Here is a 20,246-nt window from a genome sequence, read left to right as displayed (position 1 = left end):
GTCATAGGCAGGGCGGACGGCGCGAATGGCAAATGGCATCGCCATCACCGCATTGACCGCGACGACCATGACAGGTGCGATGGCGAACACATCGGTGATGTTGCGCAGAGCCAGGAACCAGCCGGCGCCGATCACGATCGGCGGCACGACCAGCACGAAACCGGCGCCGGTGTCGGCGGCGTGTTCGAGCAGCGACATGGCGCCGCCCGCGCGGCGCCGCAGGGCCAGTGCGCGTCGGGCGGCAATCAGCGACAGCGACAGCATCACGCAAAGCAGCGCCGAGAGAAAGGAGAGCCCGGCGCTGGTGAGCGTCGCCCGACGCACGGCGTCCTCGCCGGCCAGCCGCCCAAGATCCGCCTCCAGCCCGGCGAGCACGGTCGCCGCCATCGGTCCGGCGACGAACAGCAGCGCAAGCACGATCAGGCCGGCATTCAACACGGCCTCGGTGGTGCTGGCCGCAAGGTAGCGGCGTGGCGCTACCGGCAGATTCGTATCGCCGGCCGTGTTGGCGCCGAGTCGCGTCAGCATGGCGACCACGACGAAGGTCAGCACGATCTGCAGAAACGTTAGTGTCACGGCCCGCGCGGGATCGAAATCGAAGCGCAGCGCCTGGTAGATCGCGACCTCCAGCGTCGTCGCCGCCGGCCCGCCGCCCAGCGTCAGCACGATGGTGAAGGAGGTGATGCACAGCATGAAGACCAGCCCGGCGACCCCAGGCAGCGCCGTGCGCAGCGCCGGCCATTCGATCAGCCGGAAGGCCGACCGAGCGTCCATACCGAGCTGGCTCGCCAGCCGCCACTGGTCGGCCGGCACGGTGCCGAGCGCCTCGAGGAACAGCCGCGTGGCCAATGGCAGGTTGAAGAAGACATGCGCGACCAGGATGCCGGAAAGGCCGTAAATGCCCGGCCATTCCCCACCGCCGAACGTGCCGAGGATGCCGGCAAAATAACCGGCACGGCCGTAGAGCGCCAACACGCCGAGCGCGGCGACGATGGCCGGCAGCGCCAGCGGCACCGTGAACAACTGCAGGATCAGGCGACGTCCGGGAAAGTTCGTTTGCCTGGACAGGGCGCGGCCGACGAACACTGCCGGCAAGACCGAAAGCAATGTCGACAGCAGCGCCTGCCAAAGCGTGAAGCGGGCGACGCGGAGCAGATAGCTGTCGAAGGCCGCGGCAGCGCTGGACGGACCGCTCGCGCCTTCGAGGATCAGGCCGGCGAAGGCGCCGCCGATGAGCAAAGTGATGGCGACAAGGGCGATGATGCCGGCGGTGATGCGAGGGTCAGGGCGCGGCGTGGATTGCACGCTGCACCACGTTGGCTCGAGCTAGCGAACGCCACGTTCCGTCGCACCCCCCTCTGTCCTGCCGGACATCTCCCTCTCTAGGAGGGAGATTGGCAGCTTTGCCGCTCTTCCTACACCGTCGGCGGCTAGCGAAATCACCGATGACCGCGAATTTCCCCCTTTGCGGGGGAGATGGCCGGCCGGACAGAGGGGGGTGCTCAAGCGCCATCCTGCGTCCTACTTGCTCATCGCCGCCAGCCATTCATCCACCCAGGCCTTGCGGTTGGCCGCCACCTCGTCCGGGCTGAACAGCAGGGTTTTGGTCGGCTTCACCAGCTTTTCGAAGGCCGGGTTGAGCGGCTTGTCGGTCTTGCCGGCCGGGAACATCCAGTTGGTCTCCGGGATGACGTTCTGGAACTTGGGCCCGGTCATGAAGGCTATGAATTTTTCCGCCAGCGGGTTCTTCGCGCCGGTTTTGGTGATGCCGGCGACCTCGATCTGCAGATATTCGCCCTCCTCGAAGGACGCCGCCTGATAGCGCTCGGTGTTCTCGGCCACCATGTGGTAGGCCGGCGAGGTGGTATAGGAGAGAACCATCGGCGCCTCGCCCTTGGTGAACAGACCATAGGCCTCGCTCCAGCCCGGCGTCACGGTCAGCACCTTCGGCTTCAGCTTGGCCCAGGCTTCCGGCGCCTTGTCGCCATAGACCGACTTGACCCACAGCAGCAGCCCGAGGCCCGGCGTCGAAGTGCGCGGATCCTGGATGATGATCTTGTCGGGGCCGGCGCCCTCGACCAGTTCCTTCAAGCTCTTCGGCGGGGTCTTCAGCTTTTCGGTGTCGTAGACGACGGCGAAATAGCCGTAGTCGAAAGGCACGAAAGTGTCGTCTTTCCAGCCGCCGGGCACATTCAAATCGGCCACCGCGCCATGCCGCGCGAATAGGCCGCTCGCCTTGGCATCCGCGGTCAGGTTGGTATCGAGGCCGAGCACGACATCGGCCTTGGTGCCGGCGCCCTCCAGCTTGACGCGGTTGAGCAGTGCCACGCCGTCGGCAACCGAGACGAATTCAAGATCGCAGCCGCATTCGGCCTCGAATTCCTTCCTCACCGCGGGCCCGAGACCCCAGTCGGCGGTGAAGCTTTCGTAGGTGTAGATGGTAAGCTTGTCTTTAGCCTCGGCAGATCCGCCTGCCAAAAGCGAAACAAGGCCGACTGCAAGAACAAGGTTGGACAATAGCGAGCGCATCGGCGCCTCCTTCGTTCGCGTTAAAGGAATTGAGGCGTCGGATGGTCCGAAACGTCTAATCCCTCCGCCGGTACAAACCGGATCAGGTTCAGCGGGTTGGCTTTGTGCCTCTCAGCCGGTTCGCAAAATCAGCGTCCGGCACCCCGTTAGAGCATTTCGAGACATAGGCCCGGCCGATGCGGCGCGCAAGCGGAAGTTTCCTGGGCATCCATCAGGGTTCACCGCGGTAGCGAAGTGCGATTCCGTTTGGACGCGCCCGCTTCCGTTTCGTTGGTCGGGCTGGTAAGGGCGACGGCCATGGGCACATTCACCATCCTGCTTGGCGGCGATATCGTCCGCACGCCTCGGCTCGATCGCCAGATCGAAGGCTCCCGCATTATCGCCGCCGATGCCGGTATCGGCCATGCCGATATGCTTGGCCTGCTGCCGGAGCTCTGGGTCGGAGATTTCGACTCGGTGCCGGCGAGCCTGCCGGAGAATCTGGCCGCCGTGCCGCGCAAGATTTTCCCGACCGAGAAGGACATGACCGACGGCGAACTCGCCATTGCCGAGGCGCTGGCGCGCGGCGCCACCAGCCTGGTGCTGGCCGGCGCCTTCGGCGGCAAGCGCGCCGATCATGCCTTTCTGCATTTGGCTCTGAGCGTGCGGCTGGCCGAGGCAGGCATGACCGTCCTGCTGACCAGCGGCGCGCAGGAAGGCGTGCCCATCCTGCCGGGCAAAGCCGGCTTCGACTACGCCGAGGGCACGCTGTTCTCGGTGCTCGGCTTCTCCGACCTCGCCGGCCTGACGGTCTCAGGCGCCAAATGGCCGCTGGACGGTGTCGAGGTGGCGTTCGGCTCCTCGCTTACCATATCAAATGAGGTTAAGGGCCGGCTCCATATCGCGCTCGAGCGTGGCCGGGCGCTGCTGCTCGCCCACCCCTATCCTCTTCCCGAAAGCTGACATGGCCCCGCCTCTTCTCAATCTGGATCGCATAAAACTGACTTTTGGCGGCACGCCGCTGCTCGACGGCGCGGTACTGAGCGCCTCCGCCGGCGAGAAGATCGCGCTTGTCGGCCGCAACGGTTCGGGCAAGTCGACGCTGCTCAAGATCGTCGCGGGGCTGATCGAACCGCAGGACGGCGACGTATTCCGCCAGCCATCGGCAACGGTGCGCTACCTGCCGCAAATGCCCGATATGGATGGCTTCGCCAGCGTGCGCGCCTATGTCGAAGCCGGCCTCGGGCCGGCCGACGACCCGCATCGCGCCACCTATCTGATGGAGCATCTCGGCCTGACCGGCGAGGAGCGGCCGAACGACCTTTCCGGCGGCGAGGCGCGCCGCGCAGCACTCGCTCGCGTCATGGCGCCGGAGCCCGATATCCTGCTCCTCGACGAGCCGACCAACCATCTCGACCTGTCGGTCATCGAATGGCTGGAAGAAGAGCTTGCCCGCACCTCGTCGGCCGTGATCCTGATCTCGCACGACCGCCGCTTTCTCGAGCGCGTCTCGCGCGCCACCGTCTGGCTCGACCGCGGCCAGACGCGCCGGCTGGACAAGGGGTTCGCGCATTTCGAGGAATGGCGCGACCAGGTGCTTGAAGAGGAGGAGCGCGAACAGCACAAGCTCGGCCGCCAGATCGTGCGCGAGGAGCATTGGCTGCGCTATGGCGTGACCGCCAGGCGCAAGCGCAACATGCGCCGGCTCGGCGAGCTGCAGGCCATGCGCCAGCGTTTTCGCAGCCATCGCGGCGCCGACGGTTCGGCGACGATGGTGGCAAGCGACGCCGCTGAATCCGGCAAGCTGGTGATCGAAGCCAAAGGCATCGAGAAGAGTTTTGGCGACCTCACCGTGGTCAAGGGCTTTTCGACCCGTATCCAGCGCGGCGACCGTGTCGGCGTTGTCGGGCCGAACGGCGTCGGCAAGACGACGCTTCTCAAGATGCTGACCGGCGAGCTGCCGCCGGATGCCGGGACTGTGCGGCTTGGCGTCAATCTGGAAATCGCAACGCTCGACCAGAAGCGCGAGGCCGTCGACCCGCAGGAGACGCTGGCGAATTACCTGACCGACGGGCGCGGCGAGAACCTTGTCGTCAATGGCGAGCAGCGCCACGTCGTCTCCTATATGAAGGATTTTCTTTTCAAGCCGGAGCAGGCGCGCACGCCGGTGCGCGAGCTTTCGGGCGGCGAGCGGGCGCGACTGCTGCTGGCCCGGGTGCTGGCACGGCCGGCGAACCTTTTGGTGCTCGACGAGCCGACCAACGACCTCGACATGGAGACGCTGGAGCTGCTGCAGGAACTGGTCGCCGGCTTTGCCGGAACGGTCGTCCTGGTCAGCCACGATCGCGATTTCCTCGACCGCACAGTCACCAGCGTGATCGCGCCCAACGGCGCCGGACGCTGGCTCGAATATGCCGGCGGCTATTCCGACATGCTGGCGCAACGCGGCGGCTCGAAGCTGGAGGAGCGCAAGGCAAGGCCGAAGGCTGAAGCGAACGAAGCGACGGCCAGGGCCGAACAGACCAGCGCTAAAAGCCCGGCCAAGAAGCTCTCCTTCAAGCAGAAGTTCGCGCTGGAATCCCTGCCGAAGAAGATCGAGGCGGTGAGCGCGTCCATCTCAAGGCTGGAGAACAATATCGCCGACCCGTCCTTCTACGAGCGCGATCCCGCATCGTTCCAGAAGACCATCGCCGCGCTCGACAAGGAGCGCACCACGCTGGCCTCACTTGAGGAAGAGTGGCTGGAGTTGGAGATGCTGCGCGAGGAGATGGAAGGCTAGCCGCTATCGGCAAGCCTCAGAGGCAGGCCTCGCAGATCGCAGCGATATGGCGTCTGTCGGTGCCGCAGCAGCCGCCGAGCACGGCTATCTGGCCGAAGCGGTCGCGCATCGCGCGATAGCGCCGGCCGAGGTCGACAGGATCGCCTGGATCGAGTTCGGTCGCCGCATCCAGCTCGGCATGGCTTTTGGTGGAGGCGTTGGCCCGCACGCCGCGAATGCGCCTGATCCAGCGTCCGTCGCCGGCGAGGACGGCGTCGAAATGGCTTGGATGCGCGCAGTTGATCATGAAATATGCGGGGGCGCCGTCCGTTTCGTCGTCAACGGTCTCGATGGCGTCTCTCAGGCTCTCCCCCGAAGGCAGGCGTCCGTCCGTCTCGACGGTAAACGAAATCACCGACGGGAGCCCCACCGCCATCGCGGCACAGGCTATTCCGGCAGCCTCCTGCGCATAGGTCATCGTAATGGCGCTGACCATATCGGCGCTGGCATCGCGGAATGCCTTGACCTGATCGCCGTGATAGATCTCGGCCTCGGCGGGCGACATGACTGTGTCAACGTGGTAGCCGTCGCCACGGGGTCCGACCACCCCATTGACCAGCACGGTCATGCCACGCGCAACATAGGGCGCAGCCAGCGCCCGCGCCCATGACACTGCCTGCATGTCTATGCCCGACAATGCGACTTTCGAATAGCCGAGCTTTTCGCCCCAGTCCGGATTGGCGCGCCACGTCGGAGTATCGAGCACGAAGCCGACGCCGTGTTTGTCGGCGATGTCGAGATATTGGCGGAAATAGCGGGCCAACGTCGTCCGCCCCTCCTCCTCGCCAAGAAGCGGAAAGGCGGCGAAGGAGGGCAGATCGAGGCCTTCCAGAAAAACAAGCGAGGTCTCGAGGCCGCCATCGGTCAGGAAAACGGCTTCACCCAGCTCACGAAAGTCGATCTTCGCACTGGTCATCGCCGTCTCCGGTCAGACCTGCCGCTTCCGCGACTATAGCATTTGAGGGCGAATTTGCCATGCCGGTCCGGTCGCGAAGGTCGCGCTGGTCCAAGCTATCCATTGCAGCACTCGCGTGATGCGCATATTCTATACGCATGTTGCGGAGGCTATCATGCGCAAGATTGCCGCAAATGCGGTCCGCCAGCCGGCAAATCTATCGATCGATTCACAGCTCATGAAGGAAGCCAAGGGGCTCAACGTGAATGTATCTCGTGCCGCCGAAGCCGGGATCGCAGAAGCCGTGGCAGCCGAGAAAACGCGGCTGTGGAAGCTCGAAAACCGCGCCACCATGGATGCCTGGAACGAGTATGTCGACACGTACGGCGTTCCGCTCAAGGAGCATCGGCAGTTCTGATGGCGCGCTATGACGCCTTTGCCGCCAGCGGCATCGAAGGCGGCTACCTCCTCGAGGTTCAATCCGACCTGCTCGACAATTTCAAGACGCGCGTCGTCGTTCCGCTTTTGCCCCTCGCGTCGGCGCCGCCGCCAATGCGGAGGCTGCATCCGGTCTTCGAAATCAATGGACGCAAGCTGGTCATGGCCACCCATCTGATCGCTACGGTGGCTGCGACGGAACTCGGGGAAAACCGTTTCAACCTCGCGAAGCATCACGACGAGATCGTTGCAGCGCTCGACATGCTGTTTCAGGGCTTCTGAGCCGCTCGGCCTCAACCGGATGTCTTCGTCGCCCAGGCCTTCAGCGCCTCATCAAACACCTTCTCGCCCGGAATGCCCTTTTCCATGGTGAGCAGGGCACGGCGTCCGGTCTTGTAGACCACCGGCACGTCGATCCAGGCCTGCCCCCTGAGCAGCGTCAGGTTGGCGTCCTCGTCGGCCTTGGTGTCGTTGAGGGCGACGAGGAAGAAGCCGTCGGCGATCTTGGCCGGGATGCCGATCAGCGGGCTGCCGGCGTCCTGTTCCGAGCTCTTCATGGCGATGCGCAGGATGTTGTCGACGCCGCCGCCGTCAAATCCTTCCGGCGTCAGGAAGATCATCTCGATGATGTGGCTGGCCGGCAGCGTCTGGTCGGTATTGCGCCGGATGGTCATGCGCAGCTGGATGTCCTTGCCGGGTATCGTCGCCTCGGCGCGGATCGCCGGCTCCGGCGGCAGGTCGCCGCCCGGCGATTCCTGCACCAGCGACCAGACGATGCTGCCGGGCTCGGCGGTGCCCTGCTGCGTGCTGGTGCGCTCCTCATAGAAGATCGCTTTCTGGCCGACCGGCACGGTCGCTTGGGCCGTCGCAGGCGCAGTCCCGGACGCGGGTGGCGGAGTCGTGCCAGCGGCAGGCGGAGTGGCCGCCGCGGCCGGAGGCGTGGTTCCGGCGGCCGGCGCGGGCGGATTGGCGGCGGCACCGGCGGGCGCCGACGGCGTGGTCCCGGCAGGCGGGCTCGCGGGCGGGGTTTGCGCAGCCTGCGGAGTGTCGGCGGCGGGCGGGGTCGCGGCCGGAGTTGGCGCGGCGGGCGGCGTGCCGGCGGCGGGCGCCGGCGTCATCCCAGGCGCGGCTGGCGGCGGCGTGGTCAGCGCGGCGACGGATTCGCCCTCGCCGATGGTGCTCTGGCCGCCGGCCGGACCAGGATCTACTTCCTTGCCCTCGGGCGTCAGCCGCTGGGTGAATTTCGCTGTTTCGGCCGGCTCATTGGCTGCAGCCGCGTTATTGCCCGCAGCCGGCGGCGCGGCCGCCGTCTCGGCGGTCGGCTTTGTCGGGACGGCAGGCTTGACCAGAGGCTCGGTCGAGACGGTCTGGCTGCTGCCGCCCTTCAAGCCGAGCATGGAGCTGAACGCATCCTTGTTCAGCCAAACGCCGTACCCGCCGCCGGCCAGCACCAGCAATGCGACAACGGCAGCAATCAACCCGCCATAGCTGCGCTTGCGCGGCGCAGGCCGCAGCCGCTGGAAAGTATCGGCCGGCTGCTCGTCATTGGCAAAGACATCGCTGTCCTCGTCCGGTTCGGCGGCGTTCATCCCGGGCAGGCCGACATCGTCCTCGCGCGGCGAGGGCATGGGCGGCGGTGCCGCGGGCACCTTGTGCCAGCCGCCGGGCTCAGTCTTCGTTGCCCCTTGCCAGCTTGGTTCCGTCTTTGCTGCGCCTTGCCAGCTCGGTTCCGCCTTCACCGGCGCCGGTGCGGGCGCCGTCTTGAAGGGCTCCGGCTTGAAGGGCTCCGGCTTGGCAGGTTCGGGCTTCGCCACCGACGGCTGCCGGACGTGGCTCGGCTGGTTCTTGTTGCGGTCGATCGAGGAAAAAATATGTTCCAGCTCCGCCAGGGGATCTTCCGCTGGAGCCGGCTTGGGCGCCGGAGCAGGCTTGGCATACTCGCGCTCGACGCTGGCGACGGCATCTTCGAGCGAACGTTTCTGCTTGCTGATGACCTCGGCCGACAACGGCGGAGAATAGTTCGCGAGTTTCTTCGCCAGCATCTCACGAGCATTCTCGTAAATCCGCTTGCGCAACTCGGGCGAGGGCTCGCTGTGCTTCGCAAGCTGTTTTTTCAGAACACCAACGAAATCTGCCATGCGTCAGTCGACCTGCAATTCTTTCCCGGGCCGGCCGCAAATCAGCCGTAGCGCCTGGAAGCGCTGTGAAACTAGTCTTGAAACGGATCGGTCACAAGTATCGTGTCGTCCCGCTCCGGGCTGGTGGAAAGCAGTGCAACCGGGGCGCCGATCAGCTCCTCGATGTGGCGGACATATTTGACGGCTTGCGCCGGCAGATCGTTCCAGCTCCTGGCGCCGGCCGTCGTTCCCTTCCAGCCTTCGAGCGTCTCATAGACCGGCTCGACGCGCGACTGGGCGCCCTGGCTGGCCGGCAGATAGTCGATCAACTCGCCATCGAGGCGATAGCCGGTGCAGACCTTGATCTCGTCCAGCCCGTCGAGCACGTCGAGCTTGGTGAGCGCGATGCCCTTGATGCCGTTGACGGCCACCGCCTGGCGCACCAGCACGGCGTCGAACCAGCCGCAGCGGCGCTTGCGGCCGGTGACGACGCCGAATTCGTGGCCGCGCGTGCCGAGGAACTCGCCGACCTCATTCTTCTGCTCGGTCGGGAACGGCCCTTCGCCGACGCGCGTCGTATAGGCCTTGGTGATGCCGAGCACATAGCCGATCGCGCCGGGGCCGGTGCCGGAGCCGGCGGCCGCTTGCCCTGCCACGGTGTTGGATGAGGTGACGAAGGGATAGGTGCCGTGGTCGATATCGAGCAGCGTGCCTTGCGCGCCCTCGAACAGGATGCGCGCACCCGCGCGGCGCTTGTCGTCGAGCACCTTCCAGACGCGGTCCATGTAAGGCAGGATCTCGCCGGCCACCGAGGTCAGCTCCTGCATGATCGCCTCCTGGGTCGCTTCCGGATGGCCGAGCCCGCGGCGCAGCGCATTGTGATGCGTGAGCAGCCTGTCGACCTTCAGGGGAAGCGTTTCCAAATCCGCCAGATCCATCACCCGCACCGCGCGCCGGCCCACCTTGTCCTCATATGCGGGACCGATGCCGCGGCGGGTCGTGCCAATCTTGGTTCCGGAATTCGAGGCGGCGTCTTCGCGGAACCCGTCCAGCTCCCGGTGCAGCGACAGGATAAGCGCGGTGTTTTCGGCGATTTTCAGGCGCTCGGGCGTCACCTCCACGCCCTGCTCCTTGAGCTTCTTTGTTTCCGCGACGAAGGCATGCGGATCGAAGACCACCCCGTTGCCGATGATCGACAGCTTGCCCTCTCTGACCACGCCCGACGGCAGGAGCGAAAGCTTGTAGACCTTGCCGTCGACGACCAGGGTATGACCTGCATTGTGGCCGCCCTGGAAGCGCACGACCACGTCGGCGCGCTCCGACAGCCAGTCGACGATCTTGCCCTTGCCTTCGTCGCCCCACTGCGAGCCGACGACCACCACATTGGCCATGTTCTTTTCCCTTGAGATGCCGCCTTGGCGGCTTGAAACGACAGGCCTCTATAGCCTCATGTGCAGGCCGATGCGACCCCTTCTTTGTCCCCGAAACCACCCAGGGCACAACAAACCAGGCACAACAAATTCCGGCTTTCGCATCATTTACTTGGCCTCGCCATCGCAATAGGCCGGCATCCTTCTTCCACCGCGCCTGCCGGTCCAGGATTAAGCAATGCATCGAGCCGCCTATCTGTTCCTGCTCTCCACCATGCTGCTGTGGGGCGGCAATTCCGTGGCCGGCAAGCTTGCCGTCGGCCATGTGTCGCCGATGACGTTGGTTTTCCTGCGCTGGGTGCTGGCGGTGCTGATCATGCTGCCCGTCGGCTGGCGGACGTTTCGCGAGGACTGGCCTGAACTGCGCCGGCATTGGCTGCTGGTCGCCGGGCTCGGCGCCTGCGGCTTCACGATCTTCAACGTCATCTTCTACACGGCGCTGAACTACACGACCGCCATCAATGTCTCGATCGAGCAGGCCGCCATACCGATCGTCATCATCCTTGCCAACTTCGTGCTGTTTAGGCTGCACGTGCAGCGCCTGCAGATCGTCGGCGTCGCGCTCACCATCCTCGGCGTCGCCCTGACCGCTAGCCATGGCGACCTCGGTCAGCTGCTGAAGCTCGAGCTCAATTTCGGCGACGCCATCATGCTGGTCGCGGTCCTCTGCTACAGCCTCTATTCGGTGGGGCTGCGCCTGAAGCCGGCCGTTCGCTGGCAAAGCTTCATGCTGGCTCTGTCGCTCGCCGCGCTTTTGACCTCGGTGCCGTTCTTTGTCTGGGAAGGGGCGGCGGGCCGCGTCATCGTCCCGGACGCGCGAGGATGGGCGGTCGCTTTCTACACCGCGCTCGGCGCGTCCGTCGTCTCGCAGATCTTCTACATCAAGGGCAACGAGCTGATCGGCGCCAATCGCGCCGGACTGTTCATCAATCTGGTGCCAATCTTCGGCACCCTGCTTTCGGTGCTGATCGTCGGCGAGCAGTTCCAATTCTATCAGGGTCTTGCGCTTGCGCTCGTGCTCGGAGGCATCGCGCTGGCCGAATACAGCGGCAGCAGAGCCGTTCTGTAGGGGAAATGACCCGGATGCCGAAGCATGCGGAACATGATCTTTCAGGCGGCGCTGACATCGAAGTGCAGCGGTTTGGCCGAATCGATCGATTGGTGCGCCCGCAGCTGATCGAGCACCCTTTCCGGGAAGGGTGCGTCGAGATAGAGCAGCGCGATCGCATCGCCGCCCGGCCGGTTGCGGCCGAGCTGGAAGTTTGCGATGTTGACGCCGTTCTCGCCGCAGACGGTGCCGAGCAGGCCGATGATGCCGGGCGCGTCGGCATTGGTCGTGTAGAGCATGTGCTGGCCGACCTCCGCATCGAGGTTGATGCCCTTGATCTGGATGAAGCGCGGCTTGCCGTCCGAGAAGCAGGTGCCGGCGATCGAGCGCGTCATGTGCTCGGTCTTGACGGTGAGCTTGATGTAGCCGTCGAAGACGCCAGATTTGTCGCGCTTGACCTCGGCGACGATGATGCCGCGCTCCTTCACCATGATCGGCGCCGACACCATGTTGACGTCGGAGACTTGCGGCCGGATCAGGCCGGCAAGAGTGGCGCTGACCAGCGCGCGCGTATTCATCGTCGCGGTCGAGCCGTCGAACAGGATCTCCACCTCCTTGATCGGATCTTCGGTGACCTGGCCGACAAAGGCGCCGAGCACCTCGGCCAGTTTGACGAAGGGTTTCAGTCGCGGCGCTTCCTCGGCGGTGATCGACGGCATGTTGATGGCGTTGGAAACGGCGCCCTTGATCAGGTAATCGGCCATCTGCTCGGCCACTTGCAGCGCAACGTTCTCCTGCGCCTCGGTGGTCGAGGCGCCGAGATGCGGGGTTGCCACGACATTCTGCATGCCGAACAGCGGATTGTTCTCCGCCGGCTCGGCCTCGAAAACATCGACGCCGGCGCCGGCCACCTTGCCGCTCTTCAGTGCCGCGACCAGGTCGGCCTCGACGACCAGCCCGCCGCGCGCGCAATTGATGATGCGCACGCCGTCCTTCATCTTGGCGATCGCGGCCGCATCGATGATGTTGCGCGTCTTGTCGGTCAGCGGCGTGTGCAAGGTTATGAAGTCGGCGCGCGCGAAAAGCTCGTCGAGCTCGACCTTCTCGACGCCGAGCTCTTCAGCGCGGCTGTCCGACAGGAACGGATCGAAAGCCACGACATGCATCTTCAGGCCGACGCCGCGCGTCGCGACGATCGAGCCGATATTGCCGCAGCCGATCACGCCCAGCGTCTTGCCGGTGATCTCGACGCCCATGAAGCGGTTCTTCTCCCATTTTCCCGCATGCGTCGAGGCGTTGGCCTCCGGGATTTGGCGCGCCAGCGCGAAGATCATCGCAACGGCATGCTCGGCGGTGGTGATCGAATTGCCGAAGGGCGTGTTCATCACGATGATGCCCTTGCGGCTCGCCGCCGGAATGTCGACATTGTCGACGCCGATGCCGGCGCGGCCGACGACCTTGAGCCTGGTGGCGGCATTGATCAGCTTCTCGGTGACCTTGGTTGCCGAGCGGATGGCGAGGCCGTCATACTGGCCGATCACTTCGAGAAGCTTTTCCTTGTCCTTGCCGAGATCGGGCAGGTAGTCGACCTCGATGCCGCGGTCCTTGAAGATCTGCACGGCGGTGGTTGAAAGTTTATCCGAGACGAGAACGCGGGGCGCCATGGCGGCCTCCTTGAAGAATGGGATTGATCCGTTTGGGATCGGCGGCCCGAAGGCCGCCGCGAATGACTCAGGCGGCCGCTTTCAGCGACGCCTTCTGCATGGCGAAGGCCCAGTCGAGCCAGGGCAGCAGTGCTTCGAGATCGGAGGTCTCGACGGTCGCGCCGCACCAGATGCGCAGGCCGGGGGGCGCATCGCGGTAGGAGCCGATGTCGTAGGCGACACCTTCCCGGTCGAGCGTCGAGACGATACCCTTGGCGAAAGCCGCCTGACCGTCGGCATCGAGCGCCGCCACGTCCGGATCGGTGAAGGACAGGCACACGGAAGTGTTCGAGCGCGTCGCCGGATCGACGGCCAGATGGCCGAGCCACGACGACCTGGCCACGAACCGGTCCAGCACCGCGGCGTTGGCGTCGGCGCGGGCGATCAGCGCTTCCAGGCCGCCGATCGACTTCGCCCATTGAAGCGCATCGAGATAGTCCTCGACGCACAGCATCGACGGCGTGTTGATGGTCTCGCCCTTGAAGATGCCCTCGATCAGCTTGCCGCCGGAGGTCAGGCGGAAGATCTTCGGCAGCGGCCAGGCCGGCCGGTAGGTTTCCAGCCGCTCGACGGCGCGCGGGCTGAGGATCAGCATGCCGTGCGCGCCCTCGCCGCCCAGCACCTTCTGCCAGGAGAAGGTGACGACGTCGAGTTTATCGAAGTCGAGCCGCTGCGCGAACGCCGCCGAGGTGGCGTCGCAGATGGTGAGACCCTTGCGGTCGGTCGGAATGAAATCGCCGTCCGGCACGCGCACGCCGGAGGTCGTGCCGTTCCAGGTGAAGACCACGTCGCGATCGAAATCGATCTGCGTCAGATCCGGCAACACGCCGTAGCCGGCCTCGAACTTGCGCACATCGGCGAGCTTGAGCTGCTTGACGACATCGGTCACCCAGCCGGAACCGAAACTTTCCCAGGCGACCATGTCGACGCCGCGCTCGCCAAGCAGCGACCACAGTGCCATCTCGACCGCGCCGGTATCGGATGCCGGCACGATGCCGATCCGGTAGCCGGCCGGGACCTTGAGGATTTCGCGCGTCAGCTCGATCGCCTGCTCGAGCTTGCCCTTGCCGATTTTGGCGCGGTGAGAGCGTCCGAGCGCAGCAGCTTGCAGCGCCTCGACCGACCAGCCGGGGCGTTTTGCACAGGGACCTGAGGAGAAATTGGGATTTGCCGGACGGAGTCCGGGCTTGGTAAGCGTCGTCATCGTGGTCTATCCTTCCAGATAGTGGCCCCTCGTTGGGGAGGGGTGGCCCACGGACGGCGATATGCTTTCAGGCTTTCGGCGTCAAGAGCAAAGTTTTTGTCGCAGTCGGGATATTTGTCTCAAGGTACCACGCGCCGGAAACGAAAAAGAACGGCGGACCGCTCGATCCGCCGGCGGCAATTTCCGAGTTCTCTCGCTCACCAAAGATCGTAGCGCAGCCCGAGCTTGACCTGATGATTGCTGATCCCCTTTCGGATCGAGTAGGAGGTCAGGCTGTCGGCTGTCGCATATTCAGCATCAGGCGCTGAGAAATACTGATATCCCAGATCTATCAGCACATTCTTTGAGACCTGGTAAGCAAAACCTGCGTTCAAAGTGTACGCAAGCGAATACTTCGTCTTGTTATCGGTCTGGGTGAAATCATCGGACGGATCAGCGTTGTCGGTGAAATAGCTCGCTGAAAGATTGTACTTGCTCCGGACAATACCGAGACCCGCTCCAACATAAGGTGTAACGCCGATATAGGTACCAAGGTCGACGTAACCGTTGAGAATGCCCGAGAATGCATAATTCTTGAGGGTCGCGGATGCCACGGTTGCCGTGGCCGGCGGTGTCACGATCAATGTGTCATCGTAGCCGACACTGACCCTGTTGCCCGGCAGATAACCGAAATTGAAATCAGCACGCAGGTAATCTGTGAAATGGTAGCCGAAGCCTATACTCGCAAAGATCGGGTCTTCTTTGTCGCTGAAGCTCCCCGGCGGGGAGGCGAAATCCTCATTCCTGAAGCTCTTCTCCACCAGATAGGAGACGTCGCCGCGGAGGTACCAGCCGGAGCCTACCTCGACCGGCTGATAGTCCGGCGCCTGGTCGACATAGATCGGCGGATCGTAGTCGGCCGACACCGCCTGTGTCGCCGGCATCAGCACGATTGCGGCGAGCGCCAGTGCGATACGCGATTTTGATGTCATGGTCCCCGGCTCCTGAGATTGGCACCAGTCGCGAACGCGAGCACAGCTGCCGTTTCAGGAGCATTGTTAACCATAGTGGTTAAGTGCCGGTTAAGGATAACAGGGGGTTACCGAATTGATTTCGATGCTGTTTTACCGGCCACCCACAAAAGAAAATCGCCCGGCTGACGCCGGGCGATCGGTAAAATCCAGGATCTTCGAAGCGACTACTTGGTGTAGATCGGCTCCGGCTCCGGCTGGTAGGCCACCGGTGTAGTGCACCCATTGTTGCCGCCGAATTGGTAGCGCAGACCGCCGCGCACCTCATGCGTGTTGATGCCGTGGTCGAACCCCGGCCCGGAACTCGTCGAATCGAACTCGAACATGCGCCCGCCCTGGATGTGAGTGAAGCGGTAGCCTGCGTCGAGGATCACCCTGTCGGTCAGGCAGTAGGAAGCGCCGGCCATGAGCGCATAGGCGAAGCGCCAGTTAGACGAACCCGGGTTGGTTTCGGTGGTATTCGGATCGTGGACCGTGTCCCACTTGACGTGCGCGCCGCCGATGCCGGCGCCGACGTAAGGCGTGATGCCGTGATAGGTGCCGATGTCGACATAGGCATTGGCCAACAGCAGCAACGCGCTCATCCTCGACACCTCGGTGGATGTCGTTACGAGGTCCGAGGTCTGGCCGTTGAAGTCCGACTTGAACCAATAGTCGGCCGTCAGATCGGTTCGGAAGTAATCGTTGATCTTGTAGCCGACGCCGCCGCCGAGCGAGAAACCGCCCTTCAGCTTGCCGAAATCGAAATCGTTAGTGCCGGGCGGTGGCCCGTATGTAATGTAGTCGATGCCGCGCAAGGTCGACTTGTGGTAGTCGATGTCGCCGCGAATATACCAGCCGCCAACGTCGATCGGCTGAGCCTCGACCACCGGCGGCGGAGCTTCCTCCACCGGCGGTGGTTCCCCCAGGTCGGCGGCGAGGGCCGGTCCGGCCACTCCCGCCAACAGCGCGGCAAACAGTGCCATTCTTGCGGTATCGAACATGCTGTCACCCCTAAGAAGCCTCGGGACGACATCGCCCGAAGATGAACCTCGGCGTGGATAATGAATTGCAAAGGTTAAAAGCCGTTTAACCGTACCGATTAACCACGAATCCCTACAATTTTAGAGGGTATTCCCGTTGTCCGGGGGTGTTGTGCGCGCGCGAAAAAGCCCGCCTGACGGCGGGCTTGCAGATGCGATCGTCCGCTTTGCGGCGGCGATCAGGCGGCGCTGCGGGTATCCGAGATGATGCCGACGATCTCGTTGACGACGGCCTCGACCAGCTGCGGATCGTCGCCTTCGGCCATGACGCGGATGAGCGGCTCGGTGCCGGACGGTCGGATAACGAGGCGGCCGGCCTTGCCCAGGCGGTTGCGCCCTTCCTCGATGGCTGCCTTGACCGGCGCCTCCTCCAGCGGCTTGCCGCCGGAGATGCGGACGTTCTTCAGGAGCTGAGGCACCGGCTCGAACTTTTTCGACAGCTCGCTGACCGGCCGGTTCTGCCGCTTGATGCAGGCCAGCACCTGCAGCGCCGAAACCAGGCCGTCGCCGGTGGTCGAGAAATCGGACAGCACGATATGGCCGGACTGCTCCCCGCCGACATTGAGGCCGTGCGCGCGCATGTGCTCGACGACATAGCGGTCGCCGACCTTGGTGCGGTGCAGCTGCAGCTTCATGTCGCCAAGGAAACGCTCGAGACCGAGATTGGACATCACCGTCGAGACGACGCCGCCGCCGGCCAGCCGCCCGCTCTGGTGCCAGGACTCGGCGATCAGCGCCATGATCTGGTCGCCGTCGACGATGGCGCCGTTCTCGTCGACGATGACCACACGGTCGGCGTCGCCGTCGAGCGCGATGCCGATATCGGCGCGCACCTCGTGCACCTTCTTCTGCAGGCCGGCCGGATGGGTCGAGCCGCACTCCTTGTTGATGTTGAAGCCGTTCGGCTCGACATTGATGGCGACCACCTCGGCGCCGAGCTCCCACAGCGCCTCCGGCGCCACCTTGTAGGAGGCGCCGTTCGCGCAATCGACGACGATCCGAAGCCCGGAAAGCGACATCGAGCGCGGCAGCGTGCGCTTGGCGAATTCGATATAGCGGTCGTGGACGCCGTCGACGCGCTTGGCGCGCCCCAGCCCGTCGGAATCGGCAAGCGACAACTCGATGTCCTTGTCGAGCATGCCTTCGATGCGCTCCTCGATCTCGTCGGAGAGCTTATAGCCGTCGGGGCCGAACAGCTTGATGCCGTTGTCGTAGTAAGGGTTATGCGAGGCCGAGATCATCACCCCGATGTCGGCGCGCAGCGAGCGCACCAGCATGGCGACCGCCGGTGTCGGAATCGGCCCGAGCAGGAACACGTCCATGCCGGCGGCGCACAGGCCTGACACCATCGCGTTCTCGATCATGTAGCCGGAAAGCCGCGTGTCCTTGCCGAGCACGACGCGGTGCCGATGGTTGCCCCGCTGGAAAGAAAGGCCGGCGGCCATACCCACCCGCATGGCCACCTCGGCCGTCATGGGAAACTTGTTGGCGCGTCCGCGAATGCCGTCGGTGCCGAAATACTGCCCTGCCATACCTGCCAAAGTCCCCGTCGGTTTCAGCCGTCCGTATTGCCACAATTGGGCCGCATCCGATCATCACGTTTCGTGATTATATATTACCATTCCTTAGAAAATCATTGTCGCGGACGGGTCAAGTGATTCGGCGGCCTGCCACGACCTCTCGTTGTAACGGGAATATAATAGCCCGAATAGCTTTTCCGCCCGACATGGTTGGAAAAACCTTATTTGCTCGAACCGAGCGCCAGCAATTTAGCACCCTGTCGGCAGGAACACACTTTGTGAGGGCATCCGCGCGGGAAGCATCTGGCGCAGCCCGAAGTTGAGAGCTATTGATTTGGTATAGAGACCATTTGGCGCAGCAAGGGAGAAAAACGCCATGCTTATTCATAGACTTGCAACATTGACGGGCATCGCCGTCGCAACCCTGTTCCTGGCGGCGCCGGCCAACGCCCTGACCATGGCCGAGTGCAGCACCAAGTACAACGCAGCCAAGGACGCCGGAACGCTCAACGGCCAGACCTGGAACCAGTTCCGCAAGGCCCAGTGCGGCAGCGACGCTTCCGCCGCCACCGACACCAAGGCGGCGACCGAGACCAAGTCTGCGACCGAGACCAAGGCTTCTGACACCAAGAAGGCAAAGTCGGCAGCTGCCTCGGACGACACAGCCAAGGGCCTGACCGCAAAGGAATGCAGCACCAAGTATCAGGCCGCGAAGGCGGCCGGCACGCTGAACGGCATGAAGTGGAATGATTTCCGCAAGGCTGAATGCGGCCCCGGCGCCACTGCCGCGGCGGCCGCCAAACCTGCCGCTAGCAAGACTTCCACCGCTGCCGCTGACGGTGGTTCGGCCAAGGGTCTGACCATGGCCGAATGCAGCAGCAAGTACCAGGCTGCCAAGACCGCCAACAAGCTCAACGGCATGAAGTGGAACGACTTCCGCAAGGCCGAATGCGGCGCCGGCGACGACGACGACACCGTGCCGGCTCCGACCGAGGCGACTTTCACCAAGGAACCGGCAAAGCCCAGCGTCGCTGCGCCGAAGGGCGTGACCTTCCCGACCGCCATCTCGCCGAAATTCGCCAACGAGACGCCGGCCAAGGCCCGCATGCACACTTGCCTCGAGCAGTACTATGCCAACAAGGACGCCAACACGCTGAACGGCCTGCGGTGGATCCAGAAGGGCGGCGGCTTCTACAGCCTCTGCAACGCCAAGCTGAAGAGCTGATCGCTCAGCGCTTACCTCCAAGACAAAGGCCCGAGCATCGCGAGATGCGCGGGCTTTTTCGTTGGACGCGCTTAAAGAGGCATATCGGCGCCGCAAAAGACCCCCGCCGGCGAAGCTACCAATCTTCCCCTGTATGGACTGAGGACATCGCGAACAGGTGAGCGAAGACATCGCGAACAGTTTCGTGCGTTTTGCGCGGGAGGTTTGGGGTGCCATGCGAGGCCAGAAGCGTGATGAGCCAGAAGGAAGATTGGCGCTTGCGCCGGACGCCGATCTTGCAGGTGCGGTCCGCGAGCGACTCGCCAATCGTCTGTGACCTCCCAAACAAAAACGCCGCGGTCTGAGCCGCGGCGTCGTTTTTTATGTTTCGTTTTCGATCGAGCCTTAGCCCTGCGGCTGCGGCTCCATGCCGCCTTCGGGCTCGGGGCCCTTCTTGCGACGGCCGCCTGTGCCGGCTTTCGGCACAGCCGAGCCGCGGCTCGGCGGCGTGTCGTCGCCAAGGTCGCGGGCTGGCTTGTGGCCGGCGATAAGCTGCTTGATCTCCTCCCCGGTCAGGGTCTCGTATTCGAGCAGCCCTTCGGCCAGCGCGATCCAGTCCTTCTTCTTCTTGGTCAGCACGGTCTTGGCGGTGGAATAGGCATCGTCGATCAGCCGGCGCACCTCGGCGTCGATGATCTGCGCGGTCTCTTCCGAGATGTTCTGCTGGCGCGCCACCGAATGGCCGAGGAAGACCTCTTCCTGGTTGTCGCCATAGGCGACATGGCCGAGCTTGTCGGAGAAGCCCCAGCGCGTGACCATGGCGCGCGCCAGCTTGGTCGCCTGCTCGATGTCGGAGGAGGCGCCGGAGGTGATGTTCTCCTTGCCGAACTTGAACTCCTCGGCGACGCGGCCGCCCATCATGATCGCCAGCCTCGAGATCATGTATTTGTAGCTCATCGAATAGCGGTCGCCTTCCGGCAGCTGCATGACCATGCCGAGCGCGCGGCCGCGCGGAATGATGGTCGCCTTATGCAGCGGATCGGCCGTCGGCACGTTGAGCGCCAGGATGGCGTGGCCTGCCTCGTGATAGGCGGTCAGCTCCTTCTCGGCCTGCGTCATCGCCGACGAGCGGCGCTCGGCGCCCATCATGATCTTGTCCTTGGCGTCCTCGAACTCGGCCATGGTGACGAGCCGCTTGTTGCGACGCGCCGCCATCAGCGCGGATTCGTTGACCAGGTTCATCAGGTCGGCGCCGGAGAAGCCGGGCGTGCCGCGCGCGATGACCTTGAGGTCGACATTGGGCGCCAGCGGCACGTTGCGCACATGCAC

Annotated in this window: 17 protein-coding genes, 1 pseudogene and 1 riboswitch; of the genes and pseudogenes, 7 read left to right on the top strand and 11 right to left on the bottom strand. The window is 64.1% G+C overall.

Translation table 11 applies throughout. The annotated features are described in order from the left end of the window. On the bottom strand, positions 1 to 1,305 hold a 1,305-nt coding region (locus EOA32_RS15540), incomplete at its 3' end, for an ABC transporter permease subunit (protein ID WP_128372224.1). Between the two features lie 216 nt (positions 1,306 to 1,521). Beyond that, positions 1,522 to 2,529, bottom strand: a complete 1,008-nt coding sequence (gene thiB / locus EOA32_RS15530; RefSeq protein WP_128372223.1) for a thiamine ABC transporter substrate binding subunit — start codon at positions 2,527 to 2,529, stop codon at positions 1,522 to 1,524. Between the two features lie 42 nt (positions 2,530 to 2,571). Further along, a riboswitch (TPP riboswitch) is annotated at positions 2,572 to 2,685 on the bottom strand. Positions 2,686 to 2,826: 141 nt separating this feature from the next. Here thiB and EOA32_RS15525 point away from each other — a divergent pair. Both EOA32_RS15525 and EOA32_RS15520 read left to right on the top strand, forming a co-directional pair. Further along, positions 2,827 to 3,471, top strand: a complete 645-nt coding sequence (locus EOA32_RS15525; RefSeq protein WP_128372222.1) for a thiamine diphosphokinase — start codon at positions 2,827 to 2,829, stop codon at positions 3,469 to 3,471. A gap of 1 nt (position 3,472) precedes the next feature. Next, positions 3,473 to 5,287 (top strand): ABC-F family ATP-binding cassette domain-containing protein, encoded by a 1,815-nt coding sequence (locus EOA32_RS15520; protein WP_128372221.1) that lies wholly within the window; start codon positions 3,473 to 3,475, stop codon positions 5,285 to 5,287. 16 nt (positions 5,288 to 5,303) lie between these two features. On the opposite strand, the gene EOA32_RS15515 is transcribed toward EOA32_RS15520, so the two are convergent. After that, positions 5,304 to 6,242 carry a homocysteine S-methyltransferase family protein gene (locus EOA32_RS15515; protein WP_128372220.1) on the bottom strand — a complete coding sequence of 313 codons (939 nt, stop codon included), beginning with the start codon at positions 6,240 to 6,242 and terminating at the stop codon, positions 5,304 to 5,306. 154 nt (positions 6,243 to 6,396) lie between these two features. Here EOA32_RS15515 and EOA32_RS15510 point away from each other — a divergent pair, with 154 nt between their 5' ends. Then, entirely contained in the window at positions 6,397 to 6,639 is a 243-nt protein-coding gene (locus EOA32_RS15510) for a type II toxin-antitoxin system CcdA family antitoxin (protein WP_067002201.1), read from the top strand. After that, on the top strand, positions 6,639 to 6,941 hold the full coding sequence (locus EOA32_RS15505) for a CcdB family protein (protein WP_128372219.1): 303 nt from the start codon (positions 6,639 to 6,641) through the stop codon (positions 6,939 to 6,941). Before EOA32_RS15510 ends, EOA32_RS15505 begins: the two co-directional genes overlap by 1 nt. An 11-nt stretch (positions 6,942 to 6,952) precedes the next feature. On the opposite strand, the gene EOA32_RS15500 is transcribed toward EOA32_RS15505, so the two are convergent. Further along, complete coding sequence (locus EOA32_RS15500; protein ID WP_128372218.1) at positions 6,953 to 8,797, bottom strand: hypothetical protein; 1,845 nt, start codon at positions 8,795 to 8,797, stop codon at positions 6,953 to 6,955. A 71-nt stretch (positions 8,798 to 8,868) separates the two neighbouring features. Beyond that, complete coding sequence (locus tag EOA32_RS15495) at positions 8,869 to 10,167, bottom strand: adenylosuccinate synthase (RefSeq protein ID WP_067001833.1); 1,299 nt, start codon at positions 10,165 to 10,167, stop codon at positions 8,869 to 8,871. A 217-nt stretch (positions 10,168 to 10,384) separates the two neighbouring features. Between EOA32_RS15495 and EOA32_RS15490 the strand changes: the two genes are divergently transcribed. Continuing rightward, the gene (locus EOA32_RS15490) at positions 10,385 to 11,275 is read left to right on the top strand and encodes a DMT family transporter (RefSeq protein ID WP_128372217.1); all 891 of its coding nucleotides are present in this window, start codon (positions 10,385 to 10,387) and stop codon (positions 11,273 to 11,275) included. A gap of 41 nt (positions 11,276 to 11,316) precedes the next feature. Here the strand turns inward: EOA32_RS15490 and serA are convergent, their stop codons facing one another. From serA to glmM, 5 genes are all read right to left on the bottom strand, one after another. Next, complete coding sequence (gene serA, locus EOA32_RS15485; RefSeq protein ID WP_095778102.1) at positions 11,317 to 12,918, bottom strand: phosphoglycerate dehydrogenase; 1,602 nt, start codon at positions 12,916 to 12,918, stop codon at positions 11,317 to 11,319. Positions 12,919 to 12,985: 67 nt separating this feature from the next. After that, entirely contained in the window at positions 12,986 to 14,161 is a 1,176-nt protein-coding gene (locus EOA32_RS15480; RefSeq protein ID WP_128372216.1) for a phosphoserine transaminase, read from the bottom strand. Positions 14,162 to 14,358: 197 nt separating this feature from the next. Then, entirely contained in the window at positions 14,359 to 15,132 is a 774-nt protein-coding gene (locus EOA32_RS15475) for an outer membrane protein (RefSeq protein ID WP_067001821.1), read from the bottom strand. 206 nt (positions 15,133 to 15,338) lie between these two features. Continuing rightward, positions 15,339 to 16,154 (bottom strand): outer membrane protein, encoded by an 816-nt coding sequence (locus tag EOA32_RS15470; protein WP_067001819.1) that lies wholly within the window; start codon positions 16,152 to 16,154, stop codon positions 15,339 to 15,341. 218 nt (positions 16,155 to 16,372) lie between these two features. Continuing rightward, the gene (gene glmM / locus EOA32_RS15465; RefSeq protein WP_067001816.1) at positions 16,373 to 17,725 is read right to left on the bottom strand and encodes a phosphoglucosamine mutase; all 1,353 of its coding nucleotides are present in this window, start codon (positions 17,723 to 17,725) and stop codon (positions 16,373 to 16,375) included. A 364-nt stretch (positions 17,726 to 18,089) separates the two neighbouring features. On the opposite strand from glmM, the gene EOA32_RS15460 reads away from it, so the two are divergent. Together EOA32_RS15460 and EOA32_RS38640 are read left to right on the top strand one after the other, a co-directional pair. Beyond that, positions 18,090 to 18,938 carry a hypothetical protein gene (locus EOA32_RS15460; protein ID WP_128372215.1) on the top strand — a complete coding sequence of 283 codons (849 nt, stop codon included), beginning with the start codon at positions 18,090 to 18,092 and terminating at the stop codon, positions 18,936 to 18,938. 157 nt (positions 18,939 to 19,095) lie between these two features. Further along, positions 19,096 to 19,254, top strand: coding sequence for a hypothetical protein (locus EOA32_RS38640; protein ID WP_189407159.1), 159 nt, complete (start codon positions 19,096 to 19,098; stop codon positions 19,252 to 19,254). Between the two features lie 68 nt (positions 19,255 to 19,322). On the opposite strand, the pseudogene EOA32_RS15455 reads toward EOA32_RS38640, so the two are convergent. Further along, positions 19,323 to 20,246: pseudogene (locus EOA32_RS15455) on the bottom strand (ATP-dependent metallopeptidase FtsH/Yme1/Tma family protein); the annotation flags it as partial.

The organism is Mesorhizobium sp. M1A.F.Ca.ET.072.01.1.1, from assembly GCF_004023325.1.
Lineage (GTDB): Bacteria > Pseudomonadota > Alphaproteobacteria > Rhizobiales > Rhizobiaceae > Mesorhizobium.
The sequence above is the reverse complement of the archived record's forward strand: the minus strand, read 5'-3'. Positions and strand labels throughout refer to the sequence as shown.